The organism is Pantoea piersonii, from assembly GCF_003612015.1.
GTDB lineage: Bacteria > Pseudomonadota > Gammaproteobacteria > Enterobacterales > Enterobacteriaceae > Pantoea > Pantoea piersonii.
In genome coordinates this window covers 387,797-405,285 of sequence record NZ_RARB01000001.1, presented here as the reverse complement: position 1 = coordinate 405,285, position 17,489 = coordinate 387,797, and the positions used below count along the sequence as shown (strand labels likewise).

Here is a 17,489-nt window from a genome sequence, read left to right as displayed (position 1 = left end):
TCGCTACTGCGGCAGCGTCAGGAAGCGGCCGCACTCCGCCTGCGCCGCCGCATCCGGCAGCCAGGGGATTTCGCCGAGAAACGGCGCGGGAATGCGCTGTTTTAGCGTTGTCATATAGGCCTGATGGCGCTTGCCCGGCGGCTCGATATCGTTGGCGATCCAGCCCGCCAGCCGCAGGCCGCGCGCCTGCACCGCATCGGCGGTGAGCATCGCGTGATTGATGCAGCCCAGTTTGACCCCAACGACCAGTATTACCGGCAGCTGTTCCTGCTCGACCCAGTCGGCGTAGGTCTGCGTCTCCGACAGCGGCGTGTACCAGCCGCCTGCGCCCTCGACCAGCACCCATTCCGCCTGCGCTTCCAGCGCGCGCAGCCCTTCAGAGAGCGTATCGAAAGCGATCGGCCTGCCCTCGTCCGCGCTGACGATATGCGGCGAGGTCGGCTCAACAAACGCCAGCGGGTTAACCTGCTCATAGCTCAGCGCCAGGGTGCTGTAACGCTGCAGCGCCAGCGCGTCGCTGTTACGCACGCCCTCCGGCGTAACGTCGCAGCCGGAAGCGACCGGCTTGTACCCAGCGGTGCGATAGCCCGCCGCGCCTGCCGCCTGCAGCAGCGCGCCGCTGGCGACGGTTTTGCCAACCTCAGTATCGGTGCCGGTAATAAACCATTTCATCGTTGTGTGACTCCAAAAAGCAGTTGATAGGTCAGACGGTAGCCCTGCGCATCGCGCGGCCATAGCGCTTCAAGCTGCGCCAGCCGCTGCCGCGTCATCGGCGCGCCATCCCGGCCCTGGTGCAGATGGGTGGCACCAATACCTTTCAGCGATCGCATCGCGCTCAGCGCGCTGGGAAAATGCATGAGCTGCGTCTGCCGTATAAAGCGCAGATTCAGTCCGGCACCCGCCGCGCGCACCTGCGCCTCGGTTAAAAAACGGTTAGCGTGCTCGCCAGCGCCCAGCGGCTGCCAGGCGTCGTGCACCTCCTGCAGCGAGCCAGCCAGCAGCGTCGAAAAGAGCATAACGCCATCGGGACGCAGCACGCGGGCGAACTGCTGCAAGGCCGTGCGCAAATCGCTGCTCCACTGCACCGCCAGGTTGCTCCATACCCGGTCAACGCTCTGGCTCGCCAGCGGCAAGGCGTCAATATCGCCCGCCAGGTAGCTGCTCGCCGCGTCGAGGCTGCGCGCCTGCTGCAGCATCTGCGGCGAGAGATCGAGCGCCACGACGCGCTGCCCGCGTTGCTGCCAGAGGCGGCTGTACCAGCCGGTGCCGCAGCCTGCGTCCAGCAGAACGCCGCCGGAAACGGGCGGCGCCAGCGCCATCAGCGCGTCACCGCAGCGGCGCTGCAGCTCGGCGTGCTGTTCATAATGGCCCGCCGCGCGGCCGAACGCGCGCGCCACCGCGCCTTTGTTAACCCGCAGCGTCATGCAGCGCCTCCAGCAGTGCGTCGATATCGTCCGCCCGATGCGCGGCAGTCAGCGTAATGCGCAGCCGCGCGGTGCCGGGCGGCACGGTTGGCGGGCGGATGGCGCTGACCCAGCAGCCCGCCTGCGCCAGCCGCTGCGACAACGCCAGCGCGGCGCCATTTTCGCCAACGATCAGCGGCTGTATCGCGCTTTCAGAGGGCATCAGCGACCAGGGCAAGCCAGCCGCGCCAGCGCGGAAGCGCTGAATATTGTCATTCAGACGCTGACGCAGCGCGTCGCCACGTTGAATCTGATGCAGCGCCGCCAGCAGCGCGCTCGCCTGGGCGGGCGGCATCGCCGTTGAATAGATAAGATGACGAGAAAACTGCAGGAAATAGTCGGCGGTGGCGTCGTCGCACAGCAGTGCGGCGCCGCTGACGCCAAAAGCTTTACCAAAGGTCACCACCAGCAGCTCCGGCTTTATGCCCTGCTGCCAGCAGTTGCCGCGCCCCTGCTCGCCTGTTACGCCGATGCCGTGGGCGTCATCCACCAGTAGCCAGCCGCTGGCGCGCCGGACGGCGGCGGCAATGTCCGCCAGCGGCGCGCTGTCGCCGTCCATGCTGAAAATTCCCTCGGTGATCACCAGGGTTTCGCCGTCGCACGGCGACGCCAGCCGCTGCGCCAGGCTCGCTACATCGTTATGGTGAAAGCGACGCAGCGCCGCGGGCGTGTGGCCTGCTGCATCCAGCAGCGACGCATGCGCCAGTTTGTCGGCGATCAGGCGATCCTGTTTCTGCGCCAGCAGATGCACGATCGCCTGATTGGCGGCGAAGCCGGAGATAAACAGCAGCGCGCGCGAATAGCCGAGCCAGTCGGCAAGCTGCGTCTCCAGCTCAGCATGCCAGCGGCTGTAGCCCGTAACGTGGCCTGACGCGCCTGCGCCCGGCGCGCCCTGACGCCAGCCCTCCATCACGGCCGGATGCTGACTCAGGCCGAGATAGTCGTTGCTGGAGAAGTGACGGTACGTTTTACCCTCGACCTGCAGCGTGCGGGTGTCGTTGCGCGTGACGAGGCGGCGCTGCCGCCAGCCGTCAGCGGCGCGGCGCGTCTCCAGCGCCTGCGCCATACGGGTGGAGAAACTCATTACACCGCCGCGTTGTAGAACTGTTCGGTGTCGGCGTGGAACAGCTGATCGCTCAGTTGCTGCTGCTGTTCATTATCGCCGTGTGCAGTATGGGTATGTTCAGGGTTAAGACCCAGCTTGCGGAACAGCAGCAGGTCCTTATCCTCTTCCGGGTTCGGCGTGGTGAGCAGCTTACAGCCGTAGAAAATCGAGTTGGCGCCCGCCATAAAGCACATCGCCTGGGTCTGCTCGTTCATCTGCTCGCGGCCCGCCGAGAGACGCACATGGGAGGTCGGCATCATGATGCGCGCCACGGCGATGGTGCGAATAAAATCGAACGGCTCAACATCGTCATTGTCCGCCAGCGGCGTGCCTTTGACCTTTACCAGCATATTGATGGGCACGCTCTCCGGCGGCGTCGGCAGATTCGCCAGTTGCACCAGCAAACCGGCGCGATCGCTCACGGTTTCGCCCAGCCCGACAATGCCGCCAGAGCAGACTTTGATCCCCGCGTCACGCACTTTACCAAGCGTATCCAGACGCTCCTGATAGCTGCGCGTGGTGATGATGCTGCCGTAAAATTCCGGCGAGGTGTCGAGGTTGTGGTTATAAAAATCCAGCCCCGCCCCCGCCAGACGCTGCGCCTGATTGTCGCTTAGCGTGCCGAGCGTCATGCAGGTTTCCATCCCCAGCGCCTTCACGCCCTGCACCATCTGCTCCAGATAAGGCATGTCGCGATCGCTGGGGTTTTTCCACGCCGCGCCCATGCAGAAGCGGCTCGATCCCGCCGCTTTTGCTTTGCGTGCCGAGGCCAGCACCTCCTCCACTTCCATCAGCCGCTCTGATTCCAGACCGGTTTTATAGCGGGCGCTTTGCGGGCAGTATTTGCAGTCTTCCGGACAGGCGCCGGTTTTGATCGACAGCAGGGTGCTGACCTGAACCTGACGCGGGTCGAAATGCTGGCGGTGAACCTGCTGCGCCTCGAACATCAGCTCAAGAAAAGGTTTGTCAAACAGCGCCTGCGCCTGCGCCAGAGTCCAGTGTTGTGCCATTGCTTACTCCAAAAAAGGGTGTCATCCCGACAGTTAACGTGGTTATACTTGTAAACTAAATCTTTTTATTTTGGTTTACAACTACCATGTTCACCTCTCAGGACGCCGAATTCGACCGCCAGCATATCTGGCATCCCTATACATCGATGCGCGATCCGCTGCCCTGCTACCCGGTGGTTGCGGCGCAGGGTATGCATCTGCAACTGGCCGACGGCCGCCAGCTGGTGGACGGCATGTCCTCCTGGTGGGCGGCGATCCATGGCTATAACCATCCCCGTCTGAACCAGGCGATGCAGGAACAAATGGCGCAGATGTCGCATGTCATGTTTGGAGGCATTACGCATCCAGCGGCAGTCGCGCTCTGCCGTCAGCTGGTTGCGCTGACGCCCGCCGCGCTGGAGTGCGTGTTTCTTGCCGATTCCGGTTCAGTCGCGGTGGAAGTAGCGATGAAAATGGCAATGCAGTACTGGCTGGGGCGCGGCGAAACGCGGCAGCAGTTTCTGACGCTACAACGCGGTTACCACGGCGATACCTTTGCGGCGATGTCGGTTTGCGATCCGGATAACTCGATGCATAGCCTGTGGCGCGGCTACCTGCCGGAGCACCATTTCGCCGCCGCGCCGCAGTGCGGCTTTGACGATCCCTGGGACGAGCGCGACGCGGATGATTTTGTGCGCCTGATTGAGCAGCACCATCCCCGACTGGCGGCGGTGATCCTTGAACCGATTGTGCAGGGCGCAGGCGGCATGCGTTTCTACCACCCACGCTATCTGCAACGGGTGCGCGAATGCTGCGATCGCTATAACGTGCTGCTGATTGCCGATGAAATCGCGACCGGTTTCGGCCGTACCGGCAAACTTTTCGCCTGCGAACATGCAGAGGTGACGCCCGATATCCTCTGCGTCGGCAAGGCGCTGACCGGCGGGATGATGACGCTGGCGGCGACGCTCGCTACGCGCCATGTCGCTGATACCATCAGCAACAGCCCGGCGGGTTGCTTTATGCACGGGCCGACCTTTATGGGCAATCCGCTGGCGTGCGCCGTGGCGGTAGAAAGCCTGTCGCTGCTTAACGAAGGCCACTGGCCGCAACAGGTGGCGCGTATTGAACAGCAGCTGCGCGATGAGCTGCTGCCGCTGCGCGCGGCGCCGCAGGTGGCGGACGTGCGCGTGCTGGGGGCGATCGGCGTTGTCGAGACGCATCGTCCTGTCAATATGGCCCGACTGCAGCGCTTTTTCGTCGAGCGCGGCGTCTGGATCCGTCCATTTGGCCGCCTGATCTACCTGATGCCGCCCTATATCATTACGCCAGAGGCGTTAGGCGCCCTGACGCAGGCGGTTGCCGAAGCGCTGACGCAGGAGGCGCACTTTAGCGGCTAACCACTGGAACCGCCTGCTTTTTTGGATAAGATGGAGAACGTTCGCAGTGAACAGGTCCTGACAATCGAGGAGAGAAGATGCGCGTTTTCAGCAATGATTTTAAAGACGGCGACAAGATGCCGGAGCGCCAGGTGTTTAACGGTATGGGCTACCAGGGCGATAATATCTCCCCGCATCTGGCGTGGGACGAGGTGCCGGAGGGTACGAAAAGCTTCGTCGTCACCTGTTACGATCCCGATGCGCCGACCGGTTCCGGCTGGTGGCACTGGGTGGTGGTGAATATTCCCGCCAGCACCCGCCTGCTGGAGCAAGGCGCCGGTTCAGGCCAGTCGATGCTGCCGCCGGGCGCATTGCAGACGCGTACCGATTTCGGCAAAGCGGGCTACGGCGGCGCGGCACCGCCGCAGGGCGAAAGCCATCGCTATATTTTTACCGTGCATGCGCTGGATGTAGAAAAAATCGAGGTGGATGCTGAGGCGAGCGGCGCGATGGTCGGCTTCAACGTACATTTTCATGCGCTGGCGAGCGCTTCAATAACGGTGAAGTACTCGTAACGGGAAGTGGATGCGGCCCGCGAAAAGCGGCGCCGCTATAGCAAGGGTTAGTGGCGGATCTGCGCCAGCTCCGCCTCGCTCAGGCCCGTCGCCTGCTGTACAGCGTCACTCGGCATGCCCATCTCCAGCAGACGGCGGGCAACTTCAAGTTTGCCTTCGTTACGGCCTTCCTGACGGCCTAACTGAATACCTTTTTCGATGCCTTTCTCAATACCCTTCTGTTCAAGCTGTTCTGCAATGGTCATCAAGAGGTCCCCCTGCTGCGGCATCCGTTGTGCCAGTTTGCGAACAAAGGCTTCGGCGTCTGAGCTTTCGCCAGCCTGAATAATATAGTGTACCAGCGATATTACCTGCGATGAAGAGAGATAACCGGCCAGCAGAATAGAGGCCAGCTTGTCCAGCATCTCGCTCAGATCGCGCTGATGAATATGTTTTTGCAGCAGCGTCAGCGCGGCCATGGTGCGATGGCCAGCGATCTCTTCGTCAGGAATAACGGTTACGTCTACCAGCGGAAAAGGCGTGCCGTAAAGCCGCGATGCCAGCGCCGGATCGCTGAACTCATCCAGCCAGCAGGTGGACCATGGATAGGGGCTGCGTTTACCGGCATAGAAGAGTACCGGTATCACCAGCGGCAGTTTTTTATGGCCTGCATCCAGATGGCGCTGCATGGCAGCGACCGCATAACGCAACAGTCTGAACGCCATATGCTTGTCCGGCGTAGACTGGTGCTCAATCAGGACATGAACATAGCTGTCATCGCCAGTAGTAGTTTTCAGGCTATAGAGCACATCGCTGAAGTACTGACGCAGATCGTCTTCGACAAAAGAGCCGGACTCCAGCTTCAGGGTGGAGAGATCGCAGACGGCGCGCAGTTCGGGTGGAAGGTGGATAAGCATAAAATCGCGGGCGATTTCCGGCTGGCCGAGAAACTGCCGGAACGCGGCGTCATGCGGGGTAGGCGTACGGTTGCTCTTCTTCATCTTTCCTGATTCCGAAAAAAACAATCCGCGTATCCTGTCACAGGCAAAAAAGCGCAATATTGATCTTGCAGCGGCGTTGAGCACTTTAGAAAAAGCGTGCGGAGCCGCTACCCCGCACGCCTGAACAGGCAATCTTAATCCAGCTGATGGATCACCACCCACATTGGGCCCTGACCCACCGCATAGCGCGCCAGCGGCGTCAGCAATCCTTGCGGCTCGCTGATACGGTAAACTTCGATATGGTGCGACTTCTGTCCTGACGCCACCAGATAACGGCCGCTGTTATCGATATTAAAGCCGCGCGGCTGCGTTTCCGTTGGCTGATAGCCTTCGATTGAGAGCAGGCCGCCATCTTCGCTGACGCTGAATATCGTAATGGTGCTGCTGGTACGATCGCAGGCGTACAGGAAGCGGCCGTCAGGCGTCAGATGAATATCCGCTGCCCAGCGGGTCTCGTTAAAGCCCGGCGGCATCATATCCAGCGACTGCACGCGCTCGACTTCGCCGTGCGCATTATTCAGCGACCAGACGTCAACGGTACTGTCCAGCTCGTTCACGCAGTAGGCGTAGCTGCCGTTGGGATGAAACGCCATATGGCGCGGACCCGCGCCCTCTACCGTGGTCACCTGCGCCTGCGCGCGCGGCGCCAGCTTGCCGTCGGCGCTCAGGGAATAGAGGCAAATACGATCCTGCTTCAGCGCCGGGACGAACAGCGTCTGGTTGGCGTTATCGATATTGGCGGAGTGACAACCATCCAGCTCGCGGATCACCTGAGAGGGCGCCTGCGGCAAGCCATCTTCGCCAATCGGACTGATGCTGACGCAGGCGTCGTTATAGGAGCCGCAAAACAGATAGTTGCCTGTCCGATCGGTGGAAATGTGGGTCGGGCTGCCCGGCAGCGGCGCTTCGCCCGCCTCGCTCAGGGTGCCGTCGGCAGCAATACGAAACGCCACTACGCGGAAGTTCGGACGCACGCCGACGTACAGGAAATCTTTCTTCGGGCTGACCACCATCGGCTGAACCTGGCCGGAGACATCCGTCACCTGCAACAGCGAAAGTGCGCCCTCTTCATCTAACCGCCACGCGTGGATCTGCTGGCTCTCGGGACTGGCGGTATAAACGACTTGTTTCATGCATTCTCCTTGTTCGCAGCCTGTCAGTATTGTGTCTGTGGCTCACTGTAGTCTCTTTTTCTACGGTGCGCCGGGATCATTTGTGCCCTGCTTTTTGTCTCAGGACCGCGCCCCGGTGTAGACTCGATGCCTCTTTAATCCCTTCTGACGGAATAAGCCATGAGCTATCGCGTAATTGCCCTCGACCTCGACGGCACCCTGCTGACGCCCGCTAAAACCATCCTGCCCCAGTCGATCGAGGCGCTGAAGCGCGCGCGTCAGGCTGGCGTCAAGGTGGCTATCGTCACCGGTCGTCACCACTGCGCTATCCACCCTTTTTATCAGGCGCTGGAACTCGATACACCCGCAATCTGCTGTAACGGCACTTATTTGTATGATTATCAGGCAAAAAAGGTACTGGCTGCCGATCCGCTGGATAAGGATCAGGCGCTGCGCGTGATTGAGATGTTAGATGAGAAGGGTATCCATGGCTTGCTCTACGTTGACGATGCGATGCTCTACCAGACGCCAACGGGACATGTGACGCGCACGCTGAAGTGGGCGGAATCGCTGCCGCCGCATCAGCGACCGCTGTTTGTTCAGGTGCCTGACCTGGCGACGGCGGCACGCGAGGCGCAATCAATCTGGAAGTTCGCGCTCTCGCATGAAAACACCGACGAACTGCAGCGGTTCGCGAACCAGGTGGAAGCGGAGCTGGGGCTGGCGTGCGAATGGTCGTGGCACGATCAGGTCGATATCGCGCAGCGCGGCAACAGCAAAGGCCGGCGGCTGGCGGAGTGGGTCGCCTCGCTGGGCCTCAGCATGCAGGACGTCATCGCCTTCGGCGACAACTATAACGATCTCAGCATGCTGGAAGCCGTCGGGCTGGGCGTGGCGATGGGCAACGCCGACGAGGCGATTAAGGCGCGTGCGAAACAGGTGATCGGCACCAACCTTGAACCAGGCATCGCTGCGGTTATTCAGCAGCAGCTGCTGTAATCAGGCGGTGACTGACACGCTTTTAATCTGGGCATAGAGCCACTGATCCGGCCGAATGCCCAGCTCATCCCGCGCCCAGGGCGAAATGCGCGCCCAGAGTTCGCTGACGCCGATACGCAAGCGAACCTCAACCTGATCGCCCACCTCAAGCAGCTCTACCACCTGCGCCGGCAATATATTGCGAATCGAGCTGTGCTGCGGCGGCTGCAGCGCCAGCGAGACGTCCGCCGAGGCGATACGAATACGCAGCGGCGTTTTTACCGGATGGTTAACCCGGCTCACCCAGATATGCTGGTCGCCGAGCGACAGTGCGCTCATCGGATAATCGGGATGGTGTTCCAGCACCTGCACGCGCAGCACGCTGGTCAGCTCGCTCAGCGGCAGCCAGGGACGCATCGCACTGCTGCTCCAGACCTTTTCCAGCGGGCCGAAAGCCTTCACGCCGCCGCGATCGAGCACCAGCACGTTCTCCGCCAGCTGTAAAATTTCATCAAGGCTGTGGGTCACGTAGAGCACCGGGATTTCGACCTGCTTCGCCAGCTTCTGCAGATAGGGCATCAGCTCGCGCTTGCGCGGCAGATCGAGCGAGGCGAGTGGTTCGTCCATCAGCAAAATATCGGGCGCGCTCAGCAGCGCACGGCCAATGGCGACACGCTGTTTTTCACCGCCCGAAAGCGACAGCGGAAAGCGATCCAGCAACGTTTCCAGCCCCAGCAGCGTGACCAGCGCGTCGAACTGCCCTTTCATCGCGGACGACATGCCGTAGTGTAAATTACCGCGCACGCGGTAGTGCGGAAACAGCCGTGCATCCTGAAAGACATAGCCGACGCGGCGTTTTTCCGGCGGCAGCATCACGCCTTTCTCTACGTCGAGCAGCACACGGTCATTTAGCGCGATCGTGCCGCGTTGCGGCTGCGTCAGGCCGCTGATGGCGTTGATCAGTGACGTCTTGCCCGCGCCGGAGACGCCGAATACCGCAGTAATGCCCTTCGCCGGGATCTGCGCGTCGATATCGAGCTGGTGATCCCCCAGCCGTTGTGAAAAATTCAGCGTCAGCATCAGGCGCCCATCCTTTTGCGGCCCCAGCGCGCCAGCCATTCGGAAATCATCAGGGAGAGCAGCGCCAGCGCGATCGCGATAACGCAGAGACGCGCCGCCGCGCCCTCAGCGCCAGGGGTTTCGATCAGGGTAAACATCGCCAGCGGCAACGTACGCGTCTCCTGCGGGATATTGGAGACAAAGGTAATGGTCGCGCCGAACTCGCCCAGCGAACGGGCAAAAGCCAGCACGGTGCCGACGATTATGCCGGGCAACGTCAGCGGCAGCGTGATAGTGAAAAAGACGCGCCAGCGTCCGGCGCCGAGCGTGCGCGCCGCCTGCTCCAGCCGCATATCTACCGCTTCCAGCGCCAGCCGGATAGCGCGTACCATCAGCGGAAAGGCGATCACCGCAGAGGCGAGCGCCGCGCCGCGCCAGCTAAAGGCGAAGCTGAAGCCGAACCAGTCATACAGATACTGGCCGATCACGCCGCGTCGTCCCAGGCCGATCAGCAGCAGATAGCCGACCACCACCGGCGGCAACACCAGCGGCAGATGAATAATGCTGTCGAGCACAGATTTGCCTGGAAACCGGCAGCGCACCAGAATCCAGGCCACAAGGATGCCAAACGGCAGGCTAAACAGCACTGCAATGCTGGAGACTTTCAGGCTGAGCATTACCGCCTGCCATTCGGGATCGCTGAGTATCATGCTTTCGGGGAGAATCCGTACTGTTTAAACACTGCGGCCGCTTCCGGGCCTTTCAGATAATCATAAAACGCCTTAACGGCGGCGTTATTATGCGCTTTTACTATCGCCATGGGATATTCAACCGGCTTATGGCTGGAGGCCGGGAAAGTACCGACCACCTGCACTTTATCGCTGGCGACCGCGTCCGAACCGTAGACGATGCCGTAAGGCGTCTCATTGCGCTCCACCAGCGCCAGCGCGGCGCGGACGTTATTGGCGCGCGCCAGCGACGGCGATACCGTCTGCCAGGCACCCAGCTTTTGCAGCGCTTCCTGCGCATAGATGCCGGCCGGAACATGGTCAGGATCGCCTACCGCCAGACGTTCGCCTTTCAGCAGGCTTTTCCAGTCGGTTTGTTCATTCAGCGTAACGGGCTTCGCGCTGTCGCTGCGCGGCGCGACCAGCACCAGCTCGTTACCGAGCAAGGTCACGCGCGTGGCGTCATCCATGCTCTTTTTCGCGACGGCGTCATCCATCCACTGCTGATCGGCTGAAATAAAGAGATCGGCGGGCGCGCCCTGTTCAATCTGGCGCGCCAGCGTGGAGGAGGAGGCAAAAGAGGACACCACTTCCACGTCGGTTTTCTTTTTATATTGCGTCGCAATTTCCTGCAGCGCGTTGGTCAGCGACGCGGCGGCGAAGACAGTCACTTTTTCAGCGGCCACAGCCTGCCCGGCCAGCGTGACGCTCAGCGCAGCGGCAAGCCCCCAGCGGTACGAACGAAATGTCATGAGTTTTCTCCTGTTATGCGTTATGTAAGCGATGATACAACGCAGATGTGGGGAGCGTTACAAAATTATCGGCAGGAAAAGGAGAAGGTTGAGCGGGCGCAATAAAAACGCCCGCTTAAGCGGGCGTCGGGAAATCAATGGGTGGAGCGTGAAGAGTGCTCGCGGCGGCCAAATTTCGAGATGACGTTGAACACCTCGCCCAGACCATAAATCAGGCCCAGCATAATCGCCATTACCACCGGCACCATAATCACCGCCACAGCAAGGCTTTTAATCAGTTCCAGCATGGAAGTCTCACTCAGCAAAGCAAAAAAGTGATTGTAACGTCTGAGGAAAAAAACGCACTGCCCTTTTCGTGCTTTTACTTTTTACGTCCGACACCGCTATGATCGTTGCATTCACATCTTCTGGAGAAGCGACTATGCAGGCTGAACTTTCCCTTACCATCCGGCTGCAGCAGAAGCTGTTTGCCGATCCGCGCCGTATGACGTTACTGAAACGCATCCGCGAAACCGGCTCTATCAGCCAGGGCGCGAAGCTGGCGGGCATCAGCTATAAAAGCGCCTGGGACGCGATCAACGAGATGAACCAGCTGGCTGACGAAACCCTGGTGGATCGCGCCACCGGCGGCAAAGGCGGCGGCGGCGCGCAGCTGACGCGCTACGGCGAGCGTCTTATTCAGCTGTTTCAGCTGCTGGAACAGATTCAGCAAAAGGCGTTCGACGCCCTGCAAAACGACTCAGTACCCCTCGACAGCCTGCTGGCGACCATCGCGCGCTTTTCGTTGCAGACCAGCGCGCGCAACCAGCTATTCGGCACCGTGGTGGCGCATGACGAACAGCATGTGGTGCAGCGCCTTCAGGTGCGGCTGGCGGACGGCGCAACCCAGCTTAACGTCGCGCTGACCCAGCGCAGCGTCGAGCGCTTGCAGCTCGAAGCGGGCAAAGAGGTTCTTGTGCTGATTAAAGCGCCATGGATTCAGGTCAGCCGCGAGGCGTCGCAGGCGGATAATCAGCTCAACGCGCAGGTGAGTCAGATTGAGCCAGGAGAGCAGATGAGCGAAGTGCTGATGACCCTGCCGAGCGGCGAAATCCTCTGCGCGACGCTGCCTAATCAGCAGGTGCAGCAGCAGAATCTGCAGCCAGGAGAGAGCGTGACGGCGAGTTTTAATGCCGAACACGCGATTATTGCTACGCTGCTCTGATCGATGCGCCATGATTTGACTTCCCTGACAGCTGTGGTTACAACTCGGTAATACAGTGCATAAAATGGGATAAATCATGGCTTCATTGCAAATTTCGCAAGGCACGTTTCGTCTTAGCGACACCCGATTACTCAACCTTAACGATTTGCGGCTGACAGGCGGCCAGAGCTGGGCCTTTGTCGGCGCCAACGGCAGCGGCAAATCGTCGCTGGCGCGCGCGCTGGCGGGCGAGCTGACGCCGGAAAAAGGCGATTTTATCAGCCAGTTCGCGCGTCCGACGCGTCTGTCGCTGGAGCAGCTGCAAAAGCTGGTCACCGATGAATGGCAGCGCAACAACACCGATCTGCTGAGCGAAGGCGAAGATGATACCGGCCGCACCGCGCTGGAGATTATCCAGGACGAGATAAAAGATAACGCGCGCGCACTGGCGCTGGCGGAGCGGTTCAGGATTGGTTATCTGCTCGACCGGCGCTTTAAATATCTTTCCACCGGCGAGACGCGCAAAGTCCTGCTCTGTCAGGCGCTGATGAAACAGCCCGATCTGCTGATCCTCGACGAGCCCTTTGACGGCCTTGATGTCGCCTCGCGCGCCAGCCTGACGGAGACGCTGGCGAGCCTGCAGCAGCCTGATGTCGCTCTGGTGCTGGTGCTCAACCGTTTTGACGATATTCCCGATTTTATTCAGCAGGTAGGCGTGCTTGCGGAGTGCACCCTGACCCACGTCGGCGCGCGCGATGCGATCCTGGCGGAGGCGCTGGTGGCGCAGCTGGCGCACAGCGAACAGCTGGAGGGGATGGCCCTGCCGGAGCCGGACGCCCCCGATCAGCTTCCACAGCTGGCAGCGGATGCGCCGCGCGTCATACTGCGCAACGGCGTGGTCTCTTACAATGATAAAGCGGTAATTAACGGGCTGAGCTGGCAGGTTAACGCCGGCGAACACTGGCAAATTGTCGGCCCTAACGGCGCGGGTAAATCGACGCTGCTGAGTCTGGTCACTGGCGATCATCCCCAGGGCTACAGCAACGATCTCACGCTGTTCGGCATCAGGCGCGGCAGCGGCGAAACCATCTGGGATATCAAACAGCATATCGGCTATGTCAGCAGCAGCCTGCATCTCGACTATCGCGTCAGCGTGAACGTGCGCACCGTGATCCTCTCCGGCTTTTTCGATTCGATCGGCCTCTATCAGGCGGTATCGGAACGGCAAAAGGCGCTGGCGCGGCAGTGGCTGGCGCTGCTCGGCATGGACAACGCGCTGGCCGACGCGCCGTTCCACAGTCTCTCCTGGGGTCAGCAGCGGCTGGTGCTGATCGCGCGCGCGCTGGTGAAGCATCCGGCGCTGCTGATCCTTGATGAGCCGCTTCAGGGACTGGATCCCATCAACCGCCAGCTGGTGCGCCGTTTCGTCGATATTCTGATTGGCGAAGGCCGCACGCAGCTGCTGTTCGTTTCGCATCATGCCGAAGACGCCCCGCGCTGCATTACCCATCGCCTGAGCTTTGTCCCTGCCGCAGAGGGCTACGCCTACCAGCAGGAGAGCCTGCGTTAATCAGCGCGACGCCGCCCGGCGGCGTCCGCTTATCCCGCCTGCCCCGCCTCATGTAACCGCTACCATTGCTTAGCCTTTTTAAGTTACTTATCCCACAGAGAAAGGCTTTGAATAAGAATTTTCAGCTTGTGTAAACGATTCCATTTATCCAGACTTGATCACGCTTTATCGGGCGCTGATGTGCTACTTTTTAACAATGCCTGTCTGGCTTTTTGACGTTAACCAGGACTCAACATGGAAAAATTTAACCCGGTCGATCATCCGCATCGCCGTTACAATCCGCTGATCGATCAGTGGATCCTCGTTTCGCCACACCGTGCCAAACGTCCCTGGCAAGGCGCGCAGGAAACCACATCGCAAGAGACGCTGCCGGCGCACGATCCGGACTGCTTCCTCTGCGCGGGCAACACGCGCGTCACCGGCGACAAGAACCCTGACTATAAAGGCACTTACGTCTTCACTAACGATTTCGCCGCGCTGATGACCGAGACGCCAGAGGCGCCGGAAAGCAGCGACGTGCTGATGCGCTGCGAAAGCGCACGCGGCACCAGCCGAGTGATCTGCTTCTCGCCGGACCACAGCAAAACGCTGCCGGAGATGTCGCTGCCTGCGCTGGAAGAGGTGGTAAAAACCTGGCAGGAGCAGACCGCCGATCTCGGCCAGCGCTATCCCTGGGTGCAGGTTTTTGAAAACAAAGGCGCGGCGATGGGCTGCTCCAATCCTCATCCACATGGTCAGGTGTGGGCCAACAGCTTTTTACCCAACGAAGCGCAGCGCGAAGACACTAATCAGCGCGCCTATTACGCCGCGCACCGCTCGCCGATGCTGGTGGATTACGCCGCGCGCGAGCTCAGCGACGGAAGCCGCACCGTAGTCGAGACCGAACACTGGCTGGCGGTGGTGCCCTGGTGGGCGGCCTGGCCGTTCGAGACGCTGCTGCTGCCGAAGAAAGCGCAGGTTAAACGCCTGAACGATCTCTCGCCTGAGCAGAGCGCAGATCTGGCGAAGGCGCTCAAGCAGCTGACCAGCCGCTACGACAACCTGTTCCAGTGCTCTTTCCCCTACTCCATGGGCTGGCACGGCGCGCCGTTCAACGGTGAAGAGAACGATCACTGGCAGCTGCACGCGCACTTTTACCCGCCGCTGCTGCGCTCGGCTACGGTTCGCAAATTTATGGTCGGCTACGAAATGCTGGCCGAAACCCAACGCGATTTAACGGCGGAACAGGCGGCGGAACGCCTGCGCGCCGTTAGTGATATTCATTTCCGCGAGGCAAAACAATGAGCTTAAAAAGCACCACGCAGCAGATTTTCACCGACACCTTTGGCTATGCGCCGACCCACACGATCCAGGCGCCAGGCCGCGTCAACCTGATTGGCGAACACACCGACTACAACGACGGCTTCGTGCTGCCGTGCGCCATCGACTATCAGACGGTGATTGCCTGCGCGAAACGCGACGATCGTCAGGTGCACGTCGTCGCGGTGGATTACGATAATCAGCAGGACAGCTTCTCGCTCGACGCGCCGATTATGAGCGTGAAAGAGCCGATGTGGGCCAATTACGTGCGCGGCGTGGTGAAACATCTGCAGCAGCGTGACGCCAGCTTCGGCGGCGTAGATATGGTGATCAGCGGCGACGTACCGCAGGGCGCTGGCCTGAGTTCGTCAGCGTCGCTGGAAGTGGCGGTCGGCACCGTATTTCAGCAGCTTTATCACCTGAAGCTCGACGGCGCGGCCATCGCCGTCAACGGTCAGGAGGCAGAGAACCAGTTCGTCGGCTGCAACTGCGGCATTATGGATCAGCTGATCTCCGCGCTGGGCAAGAAAGATCACGCCATGCTGCTCGACTGCCGCACGCTCGGCACCCGTCCGGTCTCTATGCCGAAAGATATCGCGGTGGTGATCATCAACTCTAACTTCCGCCGCAATCTGGTTGGCAGCGAATACAATACGCGCCGCGAACAGTGCGAAACCGGCGCGCGCTTCTTCGCCCAGCCTGCGCTGCGCGACGTAGATATCGAACAGTTCAAAGCGGTAGAGCACGAGCTGGATCCGCAGGTAGCAAAACGCGTGCGTCACGTTCTGACCGAAAACGCCCGTACGCTGGAAGCCGCCGACGCGCTGAGCAGAGGCGACCTGAAACGCATGGGCGAACTGATGGCGGAATCACACGCCTCAATGCGCGATGACTTTGAGATCACCGTTCCGCCGATCGATACGCTGGTCGAGATCGTCAAAGCGGAGATCGGCGAGCGCGGCGGCGTACGTATGACCGGTGGCGGCTTCGGCGGCTGCGTCGTGGCCCTGATGCCGTTCGATCTGGTCGATCAGGTGAAAGCGGCGGTCGCGGAGCAGTACGAAGCGAAAACCGGCATTAAAGAGACGTTCTACGTCTGCACCGCCTCAGAAGGAGCCGGCCAATGTTAAGCGACGTCAATTCACACGCGCCAGACGGCCAGCCGTGGCGCATTACCGTTTTACGCAACGCCAACGGCATGGTGGCGACGTTTATGGACTGGGGCGCGACCTGGCTGTCGGCGCGCGTGCCAATGCGTGACGGCAGCGTGCGTGAAGCCCTGCTCGGCTGCGCCACGCCTTCCGACTACCTGCATCAGGATGCCTATCTCGGCGCGACTATCGGACGCTATGCCAACCGCATCGCCAATGCGACGCTGACGCAGCAGCATATTCAGCTGGCGGCGAATCAGGGCGAGCATCAGCTACACGGCGGGCCGCAGGGTTTCGACAAGCGCCGCTGGCAGATCGTCAGCCAGAGCGAAACCAGCGTGGTTTACCGGCTTGACTCGCCAGACGGCGATCAGGGCTATCCAGGCAATCTGCTGGCGCAGGTGCGCTATGAGCTGGACGACGACAATTGCCTGTCGATCAGCTATCAGGCCGAGGTCGATAAGCCCTGCCCGGTCAACCTGACGAACCACGCCTACTTTAATCTTGACGCGCATCATGGCGACGCGCGCCAGCATCGCTTACAACTGCTGGCCGAACATTATCTGCCTGTCGACAGCGCCGGTATTCCCAACGCGCCGCTGAAAGCGGTGACAGGCACCAGCTTCGATTTTCGCGAGGCGAAAATCGTGGCGCAGGATTTCCTCGCCGACGCGGATCAGCAGGCGGTTAAGGGCTACGATCACGCCTTTCTGCTCGACAGCGCTGGCGACGCCAGCCAGCCTGCCGCGCAGCTCTGGTCCGCCGACGGCGAATTGCAGCTGACCGTGATGACCGCCGCGCCCGCGCTGCAGTTCTATACCGGCAACTATCTGGCGGGAACGCGCGCGCGTGAGCAGGAAAGCTATACTGCTTTCCAGGGTATTGCGCTTGAGAGCGAATTTTTACCGGATTCGCCGAATCATCCTGAGTGGCCCCAGCCCTCATGCTGGCTGCAGCCGGGCGAGCGCTGGGAGTCCGTGACGCGCTACCGCTTTACGCCGCGCTGAGCCGCCGGATGAAAAACGCGCAGTGCGTCGCCGACAGGCTTACGCCCTGCGCCGTTTTCCGCTATGGTATGGCGCTATCCATGTGCCGCCGGGCGCGCGCGTCGGGTTGGTTGCAGCAAGGTTTCCATTATCGTAGAAACATCAAAGAGTTAAGGAGTT

Annotated in this window: 18 protein-coding genes; 8 read left to right on the top strand and 10 right to left on the bottom strand. The window is 60.8% G+C overall.

Translation table 11 applies throughout. The annotated features are described in order from the left end of the window. Positions 1 to 3 precede the first annotated feature (3 nt). Genes bioD through bioB form a run of 4 tightly spaced genes read right to left on the bottom strand, consistent with a single transcriptional unit; the run spans position 4 to position 3,578 of the window. Positions 4 to 672 (bottom strand): dethiobiotin synthase, encoded by a 669-nt coding sequence (gene bioD / locus D7S44_RS02020; protein ID WP_120451551.1) that lies wholly within the window; start codon positions 670 to 672, stop codon positions 4 to 6. Beyond that, positions 669 to 1,424 (bottom strand): malonyl-ACP O-methyltransferase BioC, encoded by a 756-nt coding sequence (bioC, locus tag D7S44_RS02015; RefSeq protein ID WP_120451549.1) that lies wholly within the window; start codon positions 1,422 to 1,424, stop codon positions 669 to 671. The genes bioD and bioC overlap by 4 nt, the downstream gene beginning before the upstream one ends. After that, on the bottom strand, positions 1,408 to 2,547 hold the full coding sequence (bioF, locus tag D7S44_RS02010) for an 8-amino-7-oxononanoate synthase (protein WP_120451547.1): 1,140 nt from the start codon (positions 2,545 to 2,547) through the stop codon (positions 1,408 to 1,410). Before bioF ends, bioC begins: the two co-directional genes overlap by 17 nt. Next, entirely contained in the window at positions 2,547 to 3,578 is a 1,032-nt protein-coding gene (gene bioB, locus D7S44_RS02005) for a biotin synthase BioB (RefSeq protein WP_120451545.1), read from the bottom strand. The genes bioF and bioB overlap by 1 nt, the downstream gene beginning before the upstream one ends. Positions 3,579 to 3,664: 86 nt before the next feature. Here bioB and bioA point away from each other — a divergent pair, with 86 nt between their 5' ends. Both bioA and D7S44_RS01995 read left to right on the top strand, forming a co-directional pair. Continuing rightward, a complete protein-coding gene (gene bioA / locus D7S44_RS02000) occupies positions 3,665 to 4,957 on the top strand; it encodes an adenosylmethionine--8-amino-7-oxononanoate transaminase (RefSeq protein WP_120451543.1) in 1,293 nt (430 codons plus the stop codon). Positions 4,958 to 5,034: 77 nt separating this feature from the next. Next, positions 5,035 to 5,511, top strand: coding sequence for a kinase inhibitor (locus D7S44_RS01995; RefSeq protein ID WP_120451541.1), 477 nt, complete (start codon positions 5,035 to 5,037; stop codon positions 5,509 to 5,511). A 47-nt stretch (positions 5,512 to 5,558) separates the two neighbouring features. Here D7S44_RS01995 and D7S44_RS01990 read toward each other — a convergent pair whose 3' ends face one another. Together D7S44_RS01990 and pgl are read right to left on the bottom strand one after the other, a co-directional pair. Next, positions 5,559 to 6,491, bottom strand: a complete 933-nt coding sequence (locus D7S44_RS01990) for an Rpn family recombination-promoting nuclease/putative transposase (protein WP_120451539.1) — start codon at positions 6,489 to 6,491, stop codon at positions 5,559 to 5,561. A gap of 134 nt (positions 6,492 to 6,625) precedes the next feature. Further along, positions 6,626 to 7,624 (bottom strand): 6-phosphogluconolactonase, encoded by a 999-nt coding sequence (pgl, locus tag D7S44_RS01985; protein ID WP_120451536.1) that lies wholly within the window; start codon positions 7,622 to 7,624, stop codon positions 6,626 to 6,628. A gap of 159 nt (positions 7,625 to 7,783) precedes the next feature. Between pgl and D7S44_RS01980 the strand changes: the two genes are divergently transcribed. Next, positions 7,784 to 8,602, top strand: coding sequence for a pyridoxal phosphatase (locus D7S44_RS01980; RefSeq protein WP_120451533.1), 819 nt, complete (start codon positions 7,784 to 7,786; stop codon positions 8,600 to 8,602). On the opposite strand, the gene modC is transcribed toward D7S44_RS01980, so the two are convergent. From modC to D7S44_RS01960, 4 genes are all read right to left on the bottom strand, one after another. Further along, the gene (gene modC, locus D7S44_RS01975; RefSeq protein ID WP_120452835.1) at positions 8,603 to 9,661 is read right to left on the bottom strand and encodes a molybdenum ABC transporter ATP-binding protein ModC; all 1,059 of its coding nucleotides are present in this window, start codon (positions 9,659 to 9,661) and stop codon (positions 8,603 to 8,605) included. Further along, positions 9,661 to 10,350 carry a molybdate ABC transporter permease subunit gene (gene modB / locus D7S44_RS01970; RefSeq protein ID WP_120451531.1) on the bottom strand — a complete coding sequence of 230 codons (690 nt, stop codon included), beginning with the start codon at positions 10,348 to 10,350 and terminating at the stop codon, positions 9,661 to 9,663. The genes modC and modB overlap by 1 nt, the downstream gene beginning before the upstream one ends. Continuing rightward, positions 10,347 to 11,120 carry a molybdate ABC transporter substrate-binding protein gene (gene modA, locus D7S44_RS01965; protein WP_120451529.1) on the bottom strand — a complete coding sequence of 258 codons (774 nt, stop codon included), beginning with the start codon at positions 11,118 to 11,120 and terminating at the stop codon, positions 10,347 to 10,349. The genes modB and modA overlap by 4 nt, the downstream gene beginning before the upstream one ends. Before the next feature lie 134 nt (positions 11,121 to 11,254). Beyond that, positions 11,255 to 11,407 carry an AcrZ family multidrug efflux pump-associated protein gene (locus tag D7S44_RS01960; protein ID WP_120451527.1) on the bottom strand — a complete coding sequence of 51 codons (153 nt, stop codon included), beginning with the start codon at positions 11,405 to 11,407 and terminating at the stop codon, positions 11,255 to 11,257. Between the two features lie 134 nt (positions 11,408 to 11,541). On the opposite strand from D7S44_RS01960, the gene modE reads away from it, so the two are divergent. The 5 genes from modE (at position 11,542) to galM (ending at position 17,330) form a co-directional block, all read left to right on the top strand. Then, positions 11,542 to 12,324 carry a molybdenum-dependent transcriptional regulator gene (gene modE / locus D7S44_RS01955; RefSeq protein WP_120451525.1) on the top strand — a complete coding sequence of 261 codons (783 nt, stop codon included), beginning with the start codon at positions 11,542 to 11,544 and terminating at the stop codon, positions 12,322 to 12,324. Positions 12,325 to 12,400: 76 nt separating this feature from the next. Continuing rightward, positions 12,401 to 13,873: a molybdate ABC transporter ATP-binding protein ModF gene (gene modF / locus D7S44_RS01950; protein WP_120451523.1), complete on the top strand. Its 1,473-nt coding sequence runs from the start codon at positions 12,401 to 12,403 to the stop codon at positions 13,871 to 13,873. 234 nt (positions 13,874 to 14,107) lie between these two features. Beyond that, positions 14,108 to 15,157: a galactose-1-phosphate uridylyltransferase gene (galT, locus tag D7S44_RS01945; protein ID WP_120451521.1), complete on the top strand. Its 1,050-nt coding sequence runs from the start codon at positions 14,108 to 14,110 to the stop codon at positions 15,155 to 15,157. After that, positions 15,154 to 16,302, top strand: a complete 1,149-nt coding sequence (gene galK / locus D7S44_RS01940) for a galactokinase (protein ID WP_120451518.1) — start codon at positions 15,154 to 15,156, stop codon at positions 16,300 to 16,302. Before galT ends, galK begins: the two co-directional genes overlap by 4 nt. Then, positions 16,296 to 17,330, top strand: a complete 1,035-nt coding sequence (galM, locus tag D7S44_RS01935; RefSeq protein WP_120451516.1) for a galactose-1-epimerase — start codon at positions 16,296 to 16,298, stop codon at positions 17,328 to 17,330. The genes galK and galM overlap by 7 nt, the downstream gene beginning before the upstream one ends. Positions 17,331 to 17,489 lie beyond the last annotated feature (159 nt).

Bases quoted from the DNA above. Each gene is read 5' to 3' on its own strand.
- bioD (WP_120451551.1), bottom strand. From the start codon at position 672: ATGAAATGGTTTATTACCGGCACCGATACTGAGGTTGGCAAAACCGTC.
- bioC (WP_120451549.1), bottom strand. From the start codon at position 1,424: ATGACGCTGCGGGTTAACAAAGGCGCGGTGGCGCGCGCGTTCGGCCGC.
- bioF (WP_120451547.1), bottom strand. From the start codon at position 2,547: ATGAGTTTCTCCACCCGTATGGCGCAGGCGCTGGAGACGCGCCGCGCC.
- bioB (WP_120451545.1), bottom strand. From the start codon at position 3,578: ATGGCACAACACTGGACTCTGGCGCAGGCGCAGGCGCTGTTTGACAAA.
- bioA (WP_120451543.1), top strand. From the start codon at position 3,665: ATGTTCACCTCTCAGGACGCCGAATTCGACCGCCAGCATATCTGGCAT.
- D7S44_RS01995 (WP_120451541.1), top strand. From the start codon at position 5,035: ATGCGCGTTTTCAGCAATGATTTTAAAGACGGCGACAAGATGCCGGAG.
- D7S44_RS01990 (WP_120451539.1), bottom strand. From the start codon at position 6,491: ATGAAGAAGAGCAACCGTACGCCTACCCCGCATGACGCCGCGTTCCGG.
- pgl (WP_120451536.1), bottom strand. From the start codon at position 7,624: ATGAAACAAGTCGTTTATACCGCCAGTCCCGAGAGCCAGCAGATCCAC.
- D7S44_RS01980 (WP_120451533.1), top strand. From the start codon at position 7,784: ATGAGCTATCGCGTAATTGCCCTCGACCTCGACGGCACCCTGCTGACG.
- modC (WP_120452835.1), bottom strand. From the start codon at position 9,661: ATGCTGACGCTGAATTTTTCACAACGGCTGGGGGATCACCAGCTCGAT.
- modB (WP_120451531.1), bottom strand. From the start codon at position 10,350: ATGATACTCAGCGATCCCGAATGGCAGGCGGTAATGCTCAGCCTGAAA.
- modA (WP_120451529.1), bottom strand. From the start codon at position 11,120: ATGACATTTCGTTCGTACCGCTGGGGGCTTGCCGCTGCGCTGAGCGTC.
- D7S44_RS01960 (WP_120451527.1), bottom strand. From the start codon at position 11,407: ATGCTGGAACTGATTAAAAGCCTTGCTGTGGCGGTGATTATGGTGCCG.
- modE (WP_120451525.1), top strand. From the start codon at position 11,542: ATGCAGGCTGAACTTTCCCTTACCATCCGGCTGCAGCAGAAGCTGTTT.
- modF (WP_120451523.1), top strand. From the start codon at position 12,401: ATGGCTTCATTGCAAATTTCGCAAGGCACGTTTCGTCTTAGCGACACC.
- galT (WP_120451521.1), top strand. From the start codon at position 14,108: ATGGAAAAATTTAACCCGGTCGATCATCCGCATCGCCGTTACAATCCG.
- galK (WP_120451518.1), top strand. From the start codon at position 15,154: ATGAGCTTAAAAAGCACCACGCAGCAGATTTTCACCGACACCTTTGGC.
- galM (WP_120451516.1), top strand. From the start codon at position 16,296: ATGTTAAGCGACGTCAATTCACACGCGCCAGACGGCCAGCCGTGGCGC.